Origin of the sequence: Arthrobacter sp., assembly GCF_031179985.1 — a bacterium.
Taxonomy (GTDB): Bacteria; Actinomycetota; Actinomycetes; order Actinomycetales; family Micrococcaceae; genus Arthrobacter.
Window position 1 is genome coordinate 121,373 of sequence record NZ_JAPSHJ010000004.1, and the last position, 17,503, is coordinate 138,875.

General features: G+C 62.0%; 12 protein-coding genes. 7 read left to right on the forward strand and 5 right to left on the reverse strand.

The window, feature by feature from the left end:
• The first annotated feature begins 11 nt into the window (after positions 1–11).
• From hemB to hemL, 3 genes are read left to right on the forward strand one after another with little or no spacing between them, the layout of a single operon-like run.
• Entirely contained in the window at positions 12–995 is a 984-nt protein-coding gene (gene hemB / locus RIN13_RS03520) for a porphobilinogen synthase (protein WP_309105945.1), read from the forward strand.
• Positions 992–2,101 carry an LLM class flavin-dependent oxidoreductase gene (locus tag RIN13_RS03525; protein ID WP_309105946.1) on the forward strand — a complete coding sequence of 370 codons (1,110 nt, stop codon included), beginning with the start codon at positions 992–994 and terminating at the stop codon, positions 2,099–2,101. The genes hemB and RIN13_RS03525 overlap by 4 nt, the downstream gene beginning before the upstream one ends.
• Before the next feature lie 39 nt (positions 2,102–2,140).
• Complete coding sequence (gene hemL, locus RIN13_RS03530; RefSeq protein WP_309105947.1) at positions 2,141–3,490, forward strand: glutamate-1-semialdehyde 2,1-aminomutase; 1,350 nt, start codon at positions 2,141–2,143, stop codon at positions 3,488–3,490.
• Between the two features lie 94 nt (positions 3,491–3,584).
• On the opposite strand, the gene RIN13_RS03535 is transcribed toward hemL, so the two are convergent.
• The 4 genes from RIN13_RS03535 to RIN13_RS03550 form a co-directional block, all read right to left on the reverse strand.
• A complete protein-coding gene (locus RIN13_RS03535) occupies positions 3,585–4,427 on the reverse strand; it encodes a MetQ/NlpA family ABC transporter substrate-binding protein (protein WP_309105948.1) in 843 nt (280 codons plus the stop codon).
• Positions 4,428–4,535: 108 nt separating this feature from the next.
• Positions 4,536–5,207, reverse strand: a complete 672-nt coding sequence (locus RIN13_RS03540) for a methionine ABC transporter permease (protein WP_309105949.1) — start codon at positions 5,205–5,207, stop codon at positions 4,536–4,538.
• On the reverse strand, positions 5,204–6,256 hold the full coding sequence (locus RIN13_RS03545; RefSeq protein WP_309105950.1) for an ATP-binding cassette domain-containing protein: 1,053 nt from the start codon (positions 6,254–6,256) through the stop codon (positions 5,204–5,206). The genes RIN13_RS03540 and RIN13_RS03545 overlap by 4 nt, the downstream gene beginning before the upstream one ends.
• Positions 6,257–6,591: 335 nt before the next feature.
• On the reverse strand, positions 6,592–7,302 hold the full coding sequence (locus RIN13_RS03550; protein ID WP_309105951.1) for a 3'-5' exonuclease: 711 nt from the start codon (positions 7,300–7,302) through the stop codon (positions 6,592–6,594).
• Positions 7,303–7,397: 95 nt separating this feature from the next.
• On the opposite strand from RIN13_RS03550, the gene RIN13_RS03555 reads away from it, so the two are divergent.
• The 3 genes from RIN13_RS03555 to RIN13_RS03565 are packed head-to-tail and all read left to right on the forward strand — an operon-like array spanning position 7,398 to position 14,841.
• Positions 7,398–7,814, forward strand: a complete 417-nt coding sequence (locus RIN13_RS03555; RefSeq protein WP_309105952.1) for an MGMT family protein — start codon at positions 7,398–7,400, stop codon at positions 7,812–7,814.
• A complete protein-coding gene (locus tag RIN13_RS03560; RefSeq protein ID WP_375164659.1) occupies positions 7,811–11,260 on the forward strand; it encodes an ATP-dependent helicase in 3,450 nt (1,149 codons plus the stop codon). The genes RIN13_RS03555 and RIN13_RS03560 overlap by 4 nt, the downstream gene beginning before the upstream one ends.
• Positions 11,257–14,841, forward strand: coding sequence for an ATP-dependent DNA helicase (locus RIN13_RS03565; RefSeq protein WP_309105953.1), 3,585 nt, complete (start codon positions 11,257–11,259; stop codon positions 14,839–14,841). The genes RIN13_RS03560 and RIN13_RS03565 overlap by 4 nt, the downstream gene beginning before the upstream one ends.
• On the opposite strand, the gene RIN13_RS03570 is transcribed toward RIN13_RS03565, so the two are convergent.
• On the reverse strand, positions 14,838–16,175 hold the full coding sequence (locus RIN13_RS03570; RefSeq protein WP_309105954.1) for a macrolide 2'-phosphotransferase: 1,338 nt from the start codon (positions 16,173–16,175) through the stop codon (positions 14,838–14,840). The two genes, RIN13_RS03565 and RIN13_RS03570, sit on opposite strands and share 4 nt — an antisense overlap.
• 145 nt (positions 16,176–16,320) lie before the next feature.
• Between RIN13_RS03570 and nudC the strand changes: the two genes are divergently transcribed.
• The gene (gene nudC / locus RIN13_RS03575) at positions 16,321–17,412 is read left to right on the forward strand and encodes an NAD(+) diphosphatase (protein ID WP_309105955.1); all 1,092 of its coding nucleotides are present in this window, start codon (positions 16,321–16,323) and stop codon (positions 17,410–17,412) included.
• Positions 17,413–17,503 lie beyond the last annotated feature (91 nt).

Consider the following 17,503-nt stretch of genomic DNA (forward strand, 5'->3'; position numbering starts at 1 on the left):
AGGACCACAGCATGAGTTTCCCGAATCAACGACCACGCCGGCTGCGCACCACCCCGGCCATGCGAAGGATGACGGCCGAACACCGCCTCGCACCGGCGGAGCTGATCCTTCCGGCCTTCATCAGGGAAGGGCTTTCCGAGCCCAACCCCATCGCGTCCATGCCGGGAGTGGTGCAACACACCACCGATTCCCTCAAGCGGGCGGCAGCCGAAGCGGCAGAGCTGGGGTTGGGGGGCATCATGCTGTTCGGCATCCCGTCCGAACGGGACGCGGAGGGAAGTGCGTCCCTGGATCCGAACGGAGTCCTCAATAGGGCGATCCGGGATGTCAGGTCTGAAATCGGCGATGAGCTGGTGGTCATGAGCGACGTCTGCCTCGACGAATTTACCGACCACGGACATTGCGGTGTCCTGGACGGTGAGGGCTATGTCGACAATGACGCGACACTGGAAATCTACGCGAAGATGGCGGTGGCCCAGGCTGACGCCGGCGCCCACATGCTCGGGCCCTCCGGAATGATGGACGGGCAGATTGCAGCCATCCGGCAGGCACTCGAAAAAGCCGGACACACCAACACTGCGGTGGTTGCCTATGCGGCCAAATATGCCTCCGCCTTTTACGGGCCGTTCCGTGAGGCTGTGGACTCACAGCTCAAGGGCGACCGCCGCACCTACCAGATGGATGCTGCCAATCGGCGGGAAGCCATCCGGGAAGTGGAGCTGGACCTGGCCGAAGGTGCCGACGTTGTGATGGTGAAGCCCGCCATGAGCTACCTGGACATCCTTGCCGACGTCGCTGCGATGAGCCCTGTGCCCGTTGCCGCGTATCAGATCTCGGGGGAGTACTCGATGATTGAAGCGGCAGCGGCTAACGGCTGGATCGACCGGCAGGCGGCCATCACCGAGTCAGTACTGGGAATCAAGCGCGCCGGAGCCAACATGGTTCTGACCTACTGGGCAGCTGAGCTGGCAGGCTGGCTGAAGGAGTCCCGATGACCACCGATAAAGCTGATCCGACTGCCCCTGTTGGCCCGGAGAGGATTCTTCTGGGCCTGAACACCTTCGGTGATGTCGGCGTGTACCCCGACGGTCACCCGGTTCCGCACGCCCAAGTGCTGCGGCAGGTGCTGGAACAAGCGGAACTGGCGGACGCCGTCGGACTTCATGCTTTTGGAGTGGGAGAACATCACCGCAAGGATTACGCTGTCTCGGCCCCCGAAGTCTTCCTTGCTGCGGCTGCTGCCCGAACGAAGCAGATCAGGCTGGGGTCGGCCGTGACCGTCCTGAGTTCTGACGACCCGATCCGGGTCTTCCAGCGTTTCTCGACAGTAGACGCCATCTCCAATGGGCGGGCTGAAGTGATGTTGGGTCGGGGCTCCTTTATCGAGTCCTTTCCGCTCTTCGGACTGGATCTCGCCGACTACGACCTCCTCTTTGAAGAAAAAGTGGAGCTCTTCGACAAGGTCCGTTCGCAGGAGCCCATTCATTGGGAGGGACGGACCAGGCCTCCGGTTAAGGGCCTTAGCGTGTATCCGCCGCTTGAGCATCATCTCCTCCCAACCTGGATCGGGGTGGGGGGAACACCCGAGTCCGTCCTTCGCTGCGCAGAATATGGCTATCCGATCATCTTCGCCATCATTGGCGGTGAACCCCGCTCGTTCGCTCCGCTCGTTGGCCTCTACCGGGAGGCGATGGCCAAGTACGGGCATCCCATGCGGCAAATCGCCACGCATTCGCCGGGTCACGTCGCCGGCACTGATGAGGAAGCGCGGAACGAGTACTTCCCGCATTGGCTGGATCTCCGCAACCGCATCGGCTCAGAGCGTGGCTGGGGACCGGGCAGCAGGCAGGAGTTTGACGCCATGTGTACGCCAGAAGGCGCCTTGTACGTCGGCTCCCCCGAGACTGTGGCGCAGAAGATCGCCCTGCAGAAAAGGAACCTTGGGGTGGACCGCTTCGACCTCAAATACAGCAGCGGTTCTTTGCCGCACCCGGCCATGATGCGCTCGATTGAACTGTTCGGCACTGTGGTGGCTCCCCGAGTGGCCCAGCTGCTTACTGCAGTGGCAACCTCCCCGACCCCGCAGCAGACGAATCAGTGACTCTGAACCCGCTGCCCTGAACTGAAAGAATAGGACCCCATGATTTCCAGCACCCCTCGCAACGAGGCACTCTTTGACCGTGCACGGCAGCTCATGCCTGGCGGCGTGAATTCTCCCGTCCGCGCCTTTGGATCGGTGGGCGGCACACCCCGCTTTATGGTCTCGGCACAGGGGCCTTATCTGACTGACGCAGACGGCAACGAGTATGTGGACCTGGTCTGCTCCTGGGGACCTGCACTCCTGGGGCACGCCCACCCTGGGGTTCTCGAGGCCGTCCACGCCGCGGTGGACCGGGGATTGTCCTTCGGCGCGTCGACACCGGATGAAGCCAACCTTGCAGCGATCGTCAAGGAACGTGTGTCCGCAGTGGAGCGGGTAAGGATGGTATCCACCGGCACCGAGGCCACAATGACCGCCATCCGGCTGGCCCGCGGATTTACAGGCCGCAACCTGGTGATCAAGTTTGCGGGTTGCTACCACGGGCACCTTGACGGACTGCTTGCTGCGGCCGGTTCGGGGCTCGCGACGCTCGCCCTGCCTGGATCGGCAGGCGTGACGGCCGCAACTGCAGCCGAAACCCTGGTCCTGCCGTACAACGATCTTGGAGCCGTTGAGGCTGCCTTTGCCAAGCACGGTCCGAACATCGCGGCCGTGATCACTGAGGCGGCGCCGGCGAATATGGGCGTGGTGACTCCCGGACCTGGATTCAACGAGGGTCTCTCCCGGATCACCACCCAACACGGGGCGCTGCTGATCCTCGACGAGGTCCTCACAGGCTTCCGCACCGGGTATTCGGGGTACTGGGGCCTTACAGGCGGCGCAGCGGGAGCGGTTGAGCCGTGGAGCCCGGACCTGCTGACCTTCGGAAAAGTCATCGGCGGAGGAATGCCGACGGCGGCGCTTGGCGGCCGTGCCGACGTCATGGATTATCTGGCTCCTACAGGCCCCGTGTACCAGGCCGGTACGCTTTCCGGTAATCCCGTCGCCATGGCTGCCGGAGTTGCCACCCTGACCCAGGCGACGGCGGAGGTGTACTCCTATGTGGATGCGCGCTCGCTGGAGCTTTCTGCAGCACTGACCTCGGCCTTGAACGCGGCCGGGGTGGACCATTCCGTTCAACGGGCCGGCAATCTCTTCTCGCTGGCCTTTGGAACGTCAGCGAATGGAGTCAGCAACTACGAAGAGGCGCAGGCGCAGGAAACCTTCCGCTACCCACCCTTCTTCCACTCGATGCTGGATTCGGGAGTCTACCTGCCGCCGTCGGTCTTTGAGGCCTGGTTCCTGTCAGCTGCCCACGACGACACTGCGATGAACAGAATCTTCGACGCGCTTCCGGCAGCTGCCCAGGCTGCCGCCGCAGCGAAGGCTCCTGTCAGCCTCAACGTCTAGGTTCCGTCCGAAGTAGAGCCACTTAAAAATCTTTGGCACCCGCTGTAGCGGGTGCCAAAGTGATTTTACGGAGTGACGCTCAAACTCCAGCGGCTCAGAAGGCCGAAGTCACGTCCCCGTTAGGCCATTCCTTCTCGATGAAGGCCTTCACCTCGGGGGAGTGCAGGAGCTCATCGAGCTTCTTAATGCGTGCGTCATCCTTGGATTCTGCGCGCCACGCGAGGAAGTTGGCGTACGGGTTGTTGTCCGTGGATTCGACGGCCAGGGCGTCCTTCGTGCTGAGCCCGGCCTTGAGGATGAAGTTGCCGTTGATCAGAGCCAGATCCACTGACGGATCCTTGAGGTCATTGATCAGCAGTTCCGGCTGGTTTTCGGAGAACTTCAGCTTCTTCGGGTTCTGGGCGTCCGTCAAAGTCAACACAGAGGAATCATCCTTGATGTCTTCGACCAAGCCCGCAACCTGCAGAACCTTGAGCGCGCGCACCTGATTGGAGGGGTCGTTGGTGATGGCAACCTTGGCGCCGTCGCTGATGTCCTTGACGTCCTTGACCTTCTCCGAGAAGGCGGCATAAGGCTCAATGTGGACGCCTTCACCGTGGGCGAAGTCGTAACCCTTGGTTTTCACCTGGTCCTCGTACCACGGCAGGTGCTGGTAGAAGTTAGTGTCCAGGGAGCCGTCGCTCAACGCGGTGTTGGGCGTCTGGTAATCCTCGATTTCCTTGATGTCCAGCTTGAGGCCGGCCTTCGGAGCGAGCTCCGCATTCACGAATTCGAGAATCCTGGCGTGGGGAACGGGGCTCGCTCCCACCGTGAGGGTGACCGGGTTTGCCGGGTCAAGCTCCTTGACCTCGGAGCTGGACGTGGTTGAACCACCGCAAGCGGTCAACGCCAATGCGGTGGCGATACCTGATGCCAGGAGGGTGAGTGACTTACGCATCTGATGCGTTCCTTTCGAATAGCTGGGAGCACGCAGGCAGGAGACTGTTACCCCTAACGAGCTCCGGCATAAATGCAGCCGCGGTTACCGCTGCAGTGATCTTGGGGCCTAGCGGTGATCGAGGCTCCGCGCGATCCATTCGCCGACGAGCTGGATGATCTGGACCAGGACGATGATGAGGACGATGGTGACGATCATGACCGTGACGTCGAAGCGCTGGAAGCCGTAGTTGTACGCCAGTTTGCCGAGTCCGCCGCCGCCAACCAGGCCGGCCATGGCGGAATATCCCACCAAGGTGACAACGGTGGTGGTGGTCGCGGCCACGAGTGCCGGAAGTGATTCGCGCAGCATGACTTTGTTGATGACCTGCATGGTGGTGGATCCCATAACCTGGGCAGCATCGATTTTTCCGATGTGCACATCGCGCAGGCAGGTTTCAACCAAGCGGGCAAAAAACGGAATCGTACCGATGGACAGTGACACGGATGCCGCCACCGGGCCGAGGCTGGTGCCGGTCAGCAGCCGGGCAAGCGGGATAAGCGCCACCATCAGGATCGCAAACGGGATGGAACGGGTGATGTTGACGATAACGTCGCTCATGACCCGGTTTGTGACGGGCATGGGACGCAGGCCGCCCGGGGCCGTCACGTGCAGGAAGACACCAAGGGGCAGGCCGATCAGCACTGTGAAAAAAGCTGAGATCCCGACCATTTGGAGTGTCTCCACGATGGCCTCGGGAAGCGCCTTCGCGAGTACAGGGTTGGCGAAGATTTCGTTCACTTCTTCTCTCCTGTCGCCTGGTGCTGCAGCTGGGTTTCGGACTCAATGGCGGCTTCGGAAGCGGCGAACTTCGCGCTGATCCCGCGGTCGTGCAGATAGTCCAGTACGGCGCCCGAATCGGCGTTCCCGGCCAGTTGCACGCGGAGATGCCCGAACTGCTGACCTCCCAGTGTTTCAACACTGCCGGCAAGGACGTTCAGGTCGATGTCGAAATGCCGTGCGACGCCGGTGATGACGGGTTCCTTGGCGCTGTCTCCGGCGAAAAGGATTTCCAGCACAGGTCCGTCCTCAAGGGTGCCCTGGAGGGGTTCCGACGGCGGCAGCGGCAGGAGTGCCCTCGCCAGCTTGCTTTCCAGATTGCCGGCGACGTCCTGCAGGGCACCGTGCTCGATGATGCGGCCCTTGAAAAGAAGTGACACTGAATCGCACACGCGCTTAACCACATTCATCTCGTGCGTGATGATCAGTACCGTCAGCTGCAGCCGCGTGGTGAGGTCCTGGATGAGGTCCAGGATCTCGTTAGTCGTGGCGGGATCGAGTGCCGAGGTTGGCTCATCGCACAGAAGGACGTCGGGATCCGAGGCCAGAGCCCGGGCGATGCCGACCCGCTGGCGCTGACCACCGGAAAGCTGGGACGGGTAGGCGTTCTCGAACCCCTCGAGCCCCACGAGCTTCAGGAGCCCGGCAACCTTGGCCTGGGTTTGGTCCTTGGGCGTTTTAACGAGCTCCAGGGGGTGCGCCACGTTGCCGGCCGCCGTGCGGGAGTCCATAAGGTTCGCGTGTTGGAAGACCATGCCGATCCGCCGCCGCGCCGTCCGGATTTCCGAGTCCCTTACGGAACTCAGCTCGGTGCCGTCAATGCTAACGGAGCCGGACGTCGGGCGGTCCAGGAGGGTCAGGCAGCGCACAAGGGTTGATTTTCCGGCGCCGGAATGGCCAATAATGCCATGGATGGACCCTTTGGGAACGGAAAGAGTGACGCCGTCGAGGGCAACCACTTCCTTTTTCCCCTGGCGGTAGACCTTGCGAAGGTCGGTAACTGTGATCATTTATCCTCAGGCGGTAGGGCTCGGGCAGGACATAGCACAAGCTCGCTTCTGCACTAAATTATGTCAGCGGGCCTGTAGGGGCGTCGATTCCGCATTAAATTCGGCTATTACGGGCCATGTCCGCATAAGCTCGTTTTGCTTTTCTGATTCGGGTTCACACAACCCAATGAATGGGGCCCATGGCTGAATTCATGGGAACCAAAGCTGTTAAGGGCACGATGGCAGGAGGCTGTGATGTGTGTCCCATGAAAAACCAGGCATATCGCCACGAAGGCGGGATTGTGTGGGAAGAGAAGGACCATTCAGCTTCTTTGAACGGGTCCTAAGGCTGAGCGCTAGAAATCCCCTCGGCTGGCATCCTCGGGTGGAAGGACCGGCCACTGGCCCTCAATAACTGCTGCCGGTTTTGTCTTCCGCAGGTACGTCTGGAAGTCGGTAGCCTGAGTGGCTGCCCAGTCCACCTGGAGCTGATGCAATTGACTGGCCGGCATCCTGAGTTTGGGAAACTTGCCCGCCATGGCGTCCAGGACGCGCAGGGTGGCAAGGGCATCGGCTGCCGAGGTATGTGCATTGTCCAGGTTCACGCCGTACTCCTCGCAGAGCGCTGTGAGCGTACGCTTGCCCTTCCGGTAGCGATCAACCTGCTTGTTCATGATGAAGGGATCGAGTACCGGGAATCGCGTGAGTTGCGGAACGCCGTAACGTGCGGATTCTGCAGCAAGCACCGTGAAGTCGTAGCTGGCGTTGAAAGCGATGACCGGCACGCCGTCGTCAAAAAGCTCCTGAAGCACCGCCGCAAGCTCACGCGTGACTTCCGGTGCCGGGCGGCCCTCAGTTCTGGCACGCTCGGTGGTAACACCGTGTACCTCGCTGGCCTCTGCGGGGATCTCAACACCGGGGTCAGCCAGCCATTCGTGCTCCCTGACCACTTCGCCGCCGGCATCCACGAGCGTTACTGAGGCTGTCACAATCCTTGCCGCACGTGAGTTCCGACCAGTGGTTTCCAGATCGAAGGCGGCGCGGGGGCGGGTGTTCCAGGTGCTCATGCCATTACGCTACCTGCCGGCACCGACAATATTTGGCGTGCCGCGCCGGGCGATGGAACCCCATCCCACTGACGGCAGCAGCTAGTCTGGAGGCCATGCGGACGGAGTATGTCGAGGCTGTCATCGCCCTCGTGGAACTGGTTCCGGCAGGCAGTGTGCTGGCATACGGTGACGTGTCGGAGCTCCTGGACTCAGGTGGTCCGAGACAAGTCGGAGCGGTGATGGGCCAGTATGGCAATCCGGTTCCCTGGTGGAGGGTCCTGCGGGCCAGCGGCGAAGCACCTTCAGGACTCGAAGGGAAAGCCCTCCGGCACTACCTCGAAGAGCGGACTCCGCTGCGCGGGGATGTCGAGGAGTACGTGAAGACGGGTGAAGGACGCTGGCGAGTGGACATCAGGGCTGCACGCTGGACGCCTTCGGAGAGTGACTTCGACCTCATTGACGATATTGCCCGCCGCCTTGCGGGCCGGCTTCACGAATTGTCAGTGGCGGATGATGGAATGTCTGGGTGACCGCAACTATCCAGGACCAGCAATCCGCCGCATCCGCCGTGCCAAAAGGTCAACCAGCGGACGCCGATATCCTCGAGGCTGAGGGACCAACAGCTGGACCGAGCACTGCTGGAACGCACTCATCCGAAGGTGCGGCTAAACGCCTCCGGCTCCTTGCACCCAAAAAAGTCCGTCACGGCATCCCGGAACTCTCTCCTGACCAGCTTGCTGCTGTGGCCGTTCGTCAGGGCTCCGGGCCGGTCCTCGTCCCTGGGGCCCCGGGGACCGGAAAGACCACCGTTCTCGTGGAAGCCGCAGTCCGGCGCGTAGAACAGGGCGGAGTGGATCCCGAGAGAATTCTGATCCTGGCACCTGGACGGCTTGCCGCGGACTCCCTTCGGGACCGCTTCACCGCCCGGCTGGACAGGAGCCTGAGTACCACACCGTCACGCACCTGGGCATCGTATGCATTCGACGTTATCCGGCGGGCCAAGGCGGAAGGCATCCTTCCACTCCCAAGGCCACCGAAACTGCTCTCGGGCCCGGAACAGGACCTCATCATCAAGGAACTTTTGGAGGGCCACTCTGTGCCCGGCCTGGAGCTGCCATGGCCTGGCGATCTCGGCGCTGCCTTGGAAACCAGGGGGTTCCGGCAAGAGGTCCGGCAGCTTTTCGACCGCATCATCGAGTCGGGGCGGACATCGGAAGACGTGGCGGCCCTGGCAGTGCAATGCAACCGTCCTGACTGGACCGCGGCCGCCGCCCTCTATGCGGAGTATCGGGATGTGCTGGACCTGCGAATGCCCGAAGCCTTTGATCCTGCAGGCATCATCACGGCTGCGCGCCAGATCTTCCAGGATCATCCAGACTTTCTTGCAGCCGAACGGAACCGTCTTCAGCTCATCCTCGTCGATGACATGCAGGAGGCAAACCCTGCCGTTTTCGAACTGCTCGCTGATATAGGTGCGGGGAAGGATGTCTACGTCGCATCGTCCCCGGACACAGTTGTGCAGGGTTTCCGGGGCGCCCGCCCGGACCTTGTTGCCGAGCTGCCTGGGCTTCTGGCACCGGACGGTCAACGGGTTTTGGAACGTCCTCTCAGCCGCATGCATCGGCACAGTCCCGACGTTGCCCAGGCGTGGTTATCGGTTGCCTCCCGGATATCCCGCCGAGCCGGCGGGGATTCAGCGCGGCGGCTGGAACAGGGCGATAGTCCGGAAAACAGCGGACGGGTGGAGGCACACCTCCTGCCATCCGCTGTTCACGAACTCCGCTACGTGGCGCAACGCATTCTCGAAGCGCAACTGAAGGACGGGCATGAACTTGGCGATATTGCTGTAATCGTCCGCAACGGCGGGCAGCTCAGCCAGCTTCAGCGCTATTTGTCGGGGCAGGGGATTCCAGTACGCGTTCCCGTCGCCGAGTCAGCTGTCCGTGATGAGGTCGCTGTCCGCCCGCTGCTGGATGCTTACGCCGTCGCGCTGGAGCCAGATGACCTCACTCCGGAGTCGGCTGTGTCACTGCTTACTTCACGCATCGGTGGCTCCACCCCCATCGAACTGCGGCGTCTCCGGCAGGCCCTTCGCTCCGAGGAGATCCTGGGAGGCGGCGGGCGCTCAAGCGACGCTCTCCTGGTCGAAGCCCTGTTGGAACCTGGGGCACTGGGAAGTCTTGGTATCGAGGGACGGTCTGCCCGCCGCGTAGCCCGCATGATCCTGGCCGGCAGGGACGCTGCAAGGCAACCGGGGGCGAATGCCGAAACAGTCCTTTGGGCACTCTGGAGCTCCACAGGGCTGGCATCAAGGTGGGCAGAGGCCGCCTTGAATGGTGGGGCGGCGGGTGCCCGCGCGGATCGGGACCTTGATGCCATGATGGCACTGTTCCACACGGCTGAGCGTTTTGTAGACCAGCTGCCAGGCTCGGGCCCCGAACAGTTCCTGGAATACCTGTTGAATCAGGAACTGCCCATGGACACGCTGGCTGCCCGTGCCCAGCTTGAGGATGCTGTTGAGCTTATGACTCCCGCCAGTGCCGCGGGCAGGGAATGGCCAATGGTGATCATTGCGGGCTTGCAGGAAGGCGTTTGGCCCAATACGCGCTTACGTGGCGAACTGCTGGGGAGCACCCTTTTTGCGGACGCCGTGGAACATGGAGTGGACTACGCGCTGCAGCTTGGCCCGCTGAGCAGGCTGCATGAAATCAGATACGACGAACTGCGGAGCTTTTCAACTGCCGTCTCCCGCGCCGAGAACGTGTTGATCTGCACAGCAGTATCCTCTGAGGATGAACAGGCCTCCTCCTTTCTTGACTACGTTTCGCCCTTGCGTCCAGGGCAGGAGAGGCGGGGCTTTACCACTGTGGAGCGGCCTCTGACACTTCGAGCACTGGTGGCGGAGCTCCGGCAGTACGTCCAGCTGCCGGGCAAATTTACCGCCGAAGCTGAGGAGGCTGCCCGGGTCCTCGCGAAGCTCGCCTCAGTGGAACCTCCCGTCCCTGGCGCCCATCCCGATACCTGGTGGGGTCTTGCCCCGTTGTCGTCCGATCGGCCGATAGTGCCGGAAGGCGGAACGGTATCGGTGTCACCGTCAAAGGTAGAAACGGTCCACAAATCACCCTTGGACTGGTTCATCCAGGCTGCTGGAGGTGAGCCTGCTACGGACTTTGCCCGGAGCCTGGGAACCCTCGTGCATGCGATCGCCCAGGATCTGCCTGACGCCTCGGGCGGCGAATACCTCGCCGAACTCGTGCGCCGCTGGCCCACACTGGGAATGAAGGAGAACTGGGAGGGCAAGCTTGACTTCCAGCGGGCGGAATCGATGGTCCGCAAACTTGCCCAGTACGTGTTGGTGATGCGGAGCGAAGGTCGGAGCCTGTTGGGCGTCGAGGAGAATTTTGAGGTCAAGCTTCCGGACGTGGTGGGACTCGTTCCTGGCGAAAAGGTTCCCGGCGACAACGCACACGGCGACAACCAGGATTACGGTGCTGGCCCAGGCGAAGCCTCTGATGCGGTACGTTACGCCATTCTCCGTGGCCAAGTAGACCGGCTGGAGATTGATCGCGAGGGCCAGTTGGTGGTGGTTGACCTGAAAACAGGCAAACGACAACCGGCAAAGGCGGAAGTCGGGCGTCATCCCCAGCTGGGGGCGTACCAGGCAGCCGTGCTTGCGGGTGGATTCGACTCCGTGGTCACGCCAGGAGAGGGCGTCGCGACGCGTGCCTTCCAGCCCGGGGGAGCGATCCTCGCGCAGCTTGGGACCAGCAGCAAAAGCCCTGCCGTTCAGCAACAGGATGCTTTGGATCCCGCGGGTAACTGGGCGTTGGACCTGGTGATGGAGGCCGCCCGCGCAATGTCCGGCAGTACGTTCGAGGCTCGCCACGATCCCTCCAAGGGCGGGCATGGCGGTCACGGCTGCAGATTGCCTGAGGTCTGTCCGCTGTGTCTGCGCGGAAAGCAGGTTACGCAATGAGCGCCCAGACGATCCACAGCGCGTCCGCGTCGCCGTTGGAAGCCTTACCGACGCCGGAACCCCGCTTTACCCCGGAGGAGTTGTCTGCCCTCCTCGGGGAAAAGAACCGTCCTACAAGAGAACAGTCAGCCATCATCTCCTCCCCGCTATCGCCCAGGCTGGTAATTGCCGGGGCGGGTTCCGGGAAGACTGCCACCATGGCGGACAGGGTGGTCTGGCTGGTAGCAAATGGTTGGGTGAGTCCCGAGGAAATACTCGGGGTGACCTTCACCCGCAAGGCCGCGGGGGAGTTGGCCAGCAGAATCCGGGGCAAGTTGACGGTGCTGCAGCGCATTGCCGCGGAGGATAAGCAACAGCAGATCTTCCCGGCAGGCCTGCTGAACGCCGATGCCCTTGAACCGAAAGTCTCGACCTACCATTCCTATGCCAGCGGCATCGTCTCGGACTACGGCCTCCGCCTTGGGGTGGAACGGGATGTTGTGCTTCTCGGCGGAGCCCAGGCATGGCAGCTCGCCAGCGAAGTGGTGGAGGCTTTCGACGGCGAGTACGCACACTTCCGTGCCGCCAAGTCCACCCTGGTGAAGGCCGTGATCCAGATGGCGGGAGAGTGCGCCGAACACCTCCAGGAGCCCGCGCAGGTTCAGGAGTGGCTCATGGGCCGCGTGGCCGAATTTGTGTCTTTGCCGTACGTCGATGGTGCGAAGAAGAACGCCACGCAGGCAGTGGCGGAGCTTGAGGCCATGCTGCGGACGAGGGCGAGCGTGGCGGACATGGTGGCACGCTACTCACAGGCGAAGCGGGCCAGGGGCTCCTTGGACTTCGGGGATCTGGTCGCGCTTGCGGCCCGGGTGGCGAGAGACATTCCCCTGGCAGCCGCTCTGGAGCGGGAGCGATACAAGGTGGTCCTGCTCGACGAATTCCAAGACACATCACATGCACAGTTGGTGCTGTTTTCGCGCCTGTTCGGACACGGCCATGCCGTAACAGCCGTGGGAGATCCCAATCAATCCATTTACGGGTTCAGGGGCGCCTCTGCTGGCCAGCTGTTCCATTTCGTCCAGGAATTCCCTGTGCCTGCACCTGACCCCGGCCCATCCAGCCCAGCCGGCCCGGCCGAACGGTGGATGCCGGCGCCTGTTTCATATCTGACCACAGCTTGGCGCAACGGAAAGAACATCCTTGCTGCAGCCAACGTTATTTCAGCTCCCCTCAGTGCTGCAGCCGCCCATAAGGGGCCGGCGGGTGAACGGGGCGCCGGCGCAGCGATCGACGTTCCCCCGCTGCAGCCCAGCCCCGCTGCTGTTTCCGGACAAGTGGTTATCGGGCGCTTCGCAACCGACGAGGATGAGGCCGCGGCTATCGCCGGCGACGTTCTGAGATACCGGGTAACGGACTTTGAAGAGACCTTGCAGGTGGATAGGGTGCCGCCTTCCATGGCTGTTCTCTGCAGGCGGAGGGCGCAGATGGAATGTGTCCGCCGGGAGTTTGAGGTACGGGGGATACCCTACGAAATCATCGGTCTCGGTGGACTCCTTGATACACCGGAAATCGTGGACCTTGTCTCCACTCTGAGAGTTCTGGCAGACCCGGGACGTTCCGATTCTCTGATGCGTTTGCTGGCCGGTGCCCGGTGGCGGATCGGGCCGGCAGATCTTATGGCCTTCCGGGACTGGTCGGCATTCCTTGCGCGGCGGAGGTCTCACGAAGGCTCCATTGCTCCGGAAGACACTGAGCAAGATGACTCGGTAACCGTGATCGAGGGTGACCTTACCGATGCTGCCAGTCTTGTCGAGGCACTGGACCGTTTGCCAAGGGACGGGTGGGTGTCGGCACACGGACGAGTGGTCAGCGATGAAGGCCTGGACAGGCTCAGGCGGCTCTCGGCGGAGCTGAGACAGTTGCGGGGTTTCATGGGTGATGATCTCACAACCCTGCTCGGGGAAGTGGAACGAGCCATGTTGCTGGATATCGAGGTCGCTGCCCGTCCCGGAGTCAGTATCCATCAAGCCAGACGGAATCTTGATGCCTTCCATGATGCCGCCGTCGGATTTCTGCACACCTCCCAGCGGATAGACGTCCTTGCCTTCCTGGCCTGGCTGGAAGCCGCCGCCGCCGAAGAGGGAGGCTTGGACGCCGCTCCTCCGGAAGTGAACCATGAAGCCGTGCAACTCCTGACGGTTCATGCGTCCAAGGGGCTCGAATGGGATGTCGTTTTCGTCCCGGGCCTGAACGCCGGTTCATTTCCCAGCAACCGTGATTCGCGATGGAGCAGCGGGAGTGCCGCCCTGCCCTGGCCCTTGAGAGGGGACCACGCAGACCTGCCCCAATGGGATCTTGATCAACCGGACCAGAAGGGGTGGCTAGAAGCGGAAAAAGACTTCAAGGCTGCCGTACAGACGCACTCCGAGGCGGAGGAGCGGAGGCTGGCTTACGTCGCCTATACACGGGCAAAGTTCGTCTTGTGGGTATCCAGCGCGGCTTGGGTGGGCTCCCGCTCCGGGATGGCCGCGATGTCGCCTTTCCTCTCTGACCTTGCCCGTCTGACTGGACTTATGCAGTCACCCGCAGAGGATGGCGACGGGCACCGAAGGGAATCGCAAAAAGCCCAAGCTGTTGTGCATGCTTCCTCCATTGAGGAAGCATCCGTGCCCGAACAAAGCCCCTTGACGCAGGAACTCGAAGTCGCTGAATGGCCCTATGACCCGCTCGAAGGGCCGATTGATCCGCGTACAGGGACACGGCTCAGCCTGGTTCCGGGCCGCCGTGAGGACATGGAGGCGGCCGCTGCCCGCGTTCTGGCAGGCCTGGGCAATCCCAATAGTGAAGAAAAGCTAAGGCAACAAAGTGATGTGGACCAACACACTGCCGGGCAGAAACAGCTCAGGGGAATTGCGGGTTCCTGGGCGAGGGAAGCCGCAATGCTGCTGGAGCGCCGCTTCAAACGTTCAACTGTTCAGGATGTTCACCTTCCAGGGCACATTTCTGCTTCGACTTTGGTGGATCTCAATGACGATCCGGGGGCTGTCCTTTCCCGGCTTCGACGCCCCGTACCTCGAGAACCCGGGATGTCTGCGCGTAAGGGAACTGCGTTCCATGCCTGGGTGGAGGAGTACTTCGGCACGGCTGGAATGCTGGATCTTGGTGAAGCCGCGGGATCTGACGAACACATCGACGAGGCCTACGGGCTGGAAAGCATGGTTGAGACTTTCCGTTCCTCCGAGTGGGCGAACAGGGCACCCGTCCATGTGGAAATTCCTGTAGAAACCCGTATCGGCGAGGTCGTGGTGCGAGGCCGGATCGACGCCGTGTTCAGGGATGCCGATGGACGGTGGGACCTCGTGGACTGGAAGACAGGCCGTCCTCCGTCTGCCCGCCAGCTTCAAGCCAAGGCAGTCCAGTTGGCGGTCTATCGGCTCGCGTGGTCCCGGCTGAAGGGAGTTCCCCTGGAGGACGTCAGGGCTGCTTTTTACTACGTGTCGGACAACCGGGTCGTCCGTCCGCACGACCTCGGGTCAGCCGATCAGCTTGAGAAAATCATCTCGGCAGCGCTCAGTTCCCCTCACCCGGGAGGACTGGCCTAAAAAGTCTTCAGGTCAACGATCTTCAGAGCAGCGGTGGAGGTGTCATCTGCCGTGCCCGCTCCACCCACTGAAGGATAGGCGTGGCTTCCATCATGGTCGCCCCGGTCCTTTTCGGAACTGGCAATTGCGGGGACGTCTTGGTCCGAGCGCTTCTCAGACGGCATGTCTGCTTCGGGCCGGACAGCCTGGCCAAGGCTGTCATCTGAAGGAGCCACCGCCGGCGCGCTGTCCGTGGTTGGTGTTGCCCCACCAGCCGGGATCGGCATCACATGAACGGCCGGGATGGCTTCGCCCCGGCCGGCTCCACCGGGAGCGTCACAGGGGATAGGGGTGACCGTGAATCCATTTCCTTGCCCCGTTTCTGCCCCGGCCGCGGTCCCAGCCGGCTGGGGTAAAGGCTCGACGCTGATGGGCTGCCCGCCATGTTCCACGATGTCCCCTGCTAAGGAGGACAGCATCTCTTCGGCTTCGGAAATCATGCCCTGATCGCCTGAAGCCACGCCTTTAACAAGGAACTGCGCCAAGGCGAATTCCGCCGACAATGCTGCTCGCCTCAGCAGATGGTTGTCCGGCGAGTCCCGCCGGGCGCTGGTGTAGTGGCGAAGGACAGCGTCCACGAAGCCCTGCTCGTTGGATGCCACGAGCCAGGCAATGTCATCAGCCGGGTCCCCGATGCGCAGGTCCGTCCAGCCAGTTACTGCCGTTACACGCTGGCCTTCCACAAGGAGATTGTCCTCATGCAAGTCGCCGTGCACCACGCAGGGGTTGAACCGCCAGAGTGAAACATCCTCAAGGGCATGCTCCCAGCGGCGCAGCAGGACTGACGGAATTTTCCCCGTCGTCGCAGCCTGGTCCAGCTCGTTGAGGCGACGCTGACGGAACTCATTAGGGGTGTAGCTCGGCAAATCAGCCTTGCTGACCAGCGAGTGGGGGAGGTCATGGATTGCACCCAGGGCCGAACCGATTTCCTGTGCCAACTCATTTGACCCTGCACTGAGTTCCTCCACGCTCCGGGTAGCTCCGGCGAGGTGGGAGTAAACGAAGGTTGTGAGGGCACCTTGCCGGACCGTTCCTGCCACGGTCGGCATCAGGAAGGGGAGTTCCGCGCGGATACCGGGGGTAAAAGCCTTCAGCACCATGAACTCGGTCTCCAGCCGGGTGCTTGCTTCTGAATGCCGGGGGGAACGTACCCTCCACCGTTTTCCCTCAGAGTCGAGGAGGAGAGCCGAGTCGAAGTCCGCCGGATCGTCAGGAGCAGACGACACGGCAGTAGGAGTCAGTCCTGGGACTGCTGCAGTTGCTACGGCTGCCAGTTCGATCGGTTTTCTTCTCACGGTTCCACGGTAGATTGACAGTCGCCCAAGACAATGATGTGGTCCGGCGAGTCCTGAGATAAGGAATAAATCACAGAGTTCTGTGCTGCACCGCATTGAAGGGGCCGAAATATCAATTGTCAGCCCGAGTCAGTACGGTAGGTACATGAGTCTTGCTGAGCCACCTGCACCGCAGCACGGACCTGTAGTGCAGCACCAAACTCCACCGCAGCAAGGCCGGCCATGGGAAACGCAGGAGCCGGTTAGGGCTTCGGTCCCCTCCACCAGAGCCAACCACCTGACTGACAACGTGCTTCCCGTCCGCCCGGCCCTGGTGGATCGCGGATCCTCGGAGCGCCTCAAACCAGGAATGGTTCAGGCCCTCATCGAATCGGGAAACGCCCTGGCTATGGTCCTCGCGGGCAGAAAGGCCTTGGTGCAGGCGAACGAGCTGGTGCTCCTCGACGCTGACTTCTTGGCCCAAAGTTTAGGCGAGGCGGGTGTGCGGCCCGAGCACGTTATCTATCTCGGGTCCCCATTGGATGATGACCACATCGCCCCAGGCACCGGGATCGTCCTCTTTGTTTTGGCTGATGCCTTGGCCCCTGGCACCTCGGGCATCCCAAAGGCTGCAGAATGGGCTGGGTTTCGGGATGTAGCCGCGCAATTGGATGCCCTGCACACCGCACTGTTCGTAGAAGCAAGCGCAATTGCCAACTGGCACAGCACGCATACTCATTGTCCGCGCTGCGGAGCCAGGACCACTGTTGAGGCAGGCGGATGGGTACGTCGTTGCCCTGAGGATGGTTCAGAGCATTATCCCCGGACCGATCCTGCGATCATCGTGACGGTGGTCGGCGCGGATGGCCGTTTGCTTCTTGGCGGTGGGGGTCCGGTCGATGCAAAAAACTATTCAACCCTCGCAGGTTTTGTGGAGCCGGGGGAGTCCCTTGAGCAGGCTGTGGTCCGGGAAATCTTTGAAGAGGTAGGGGTGCGCGTGACTGCCTGCCAGTATCTCGGCTCACAGGCCTGGCCGTTCCCTGCATCACTCATGCTGGGCTTTACCGCCCTGACGTCTGACGTCGAGCCACGGCCCGACGGCGTTGAAGTCACCAGGGCACGCTGGTTCAATCGGGCAGAGCTACAGGACGCGGTCCTCCAAGGAGACGTCGTCATATCGAGCAGCTTGTCCATCTCGAGGTCCCTGATTGAGCACTGGTACGGCGGAGTGATCCAGGATCGCCCGGCCGGTTCCTGAAACCGCTGTACTCTTGAACGCGCTATTGAACCGCAGGATTCTCTGGCGGCAATCCGCACCAACGATCATCGCCCATCCACCAATCGAGCAG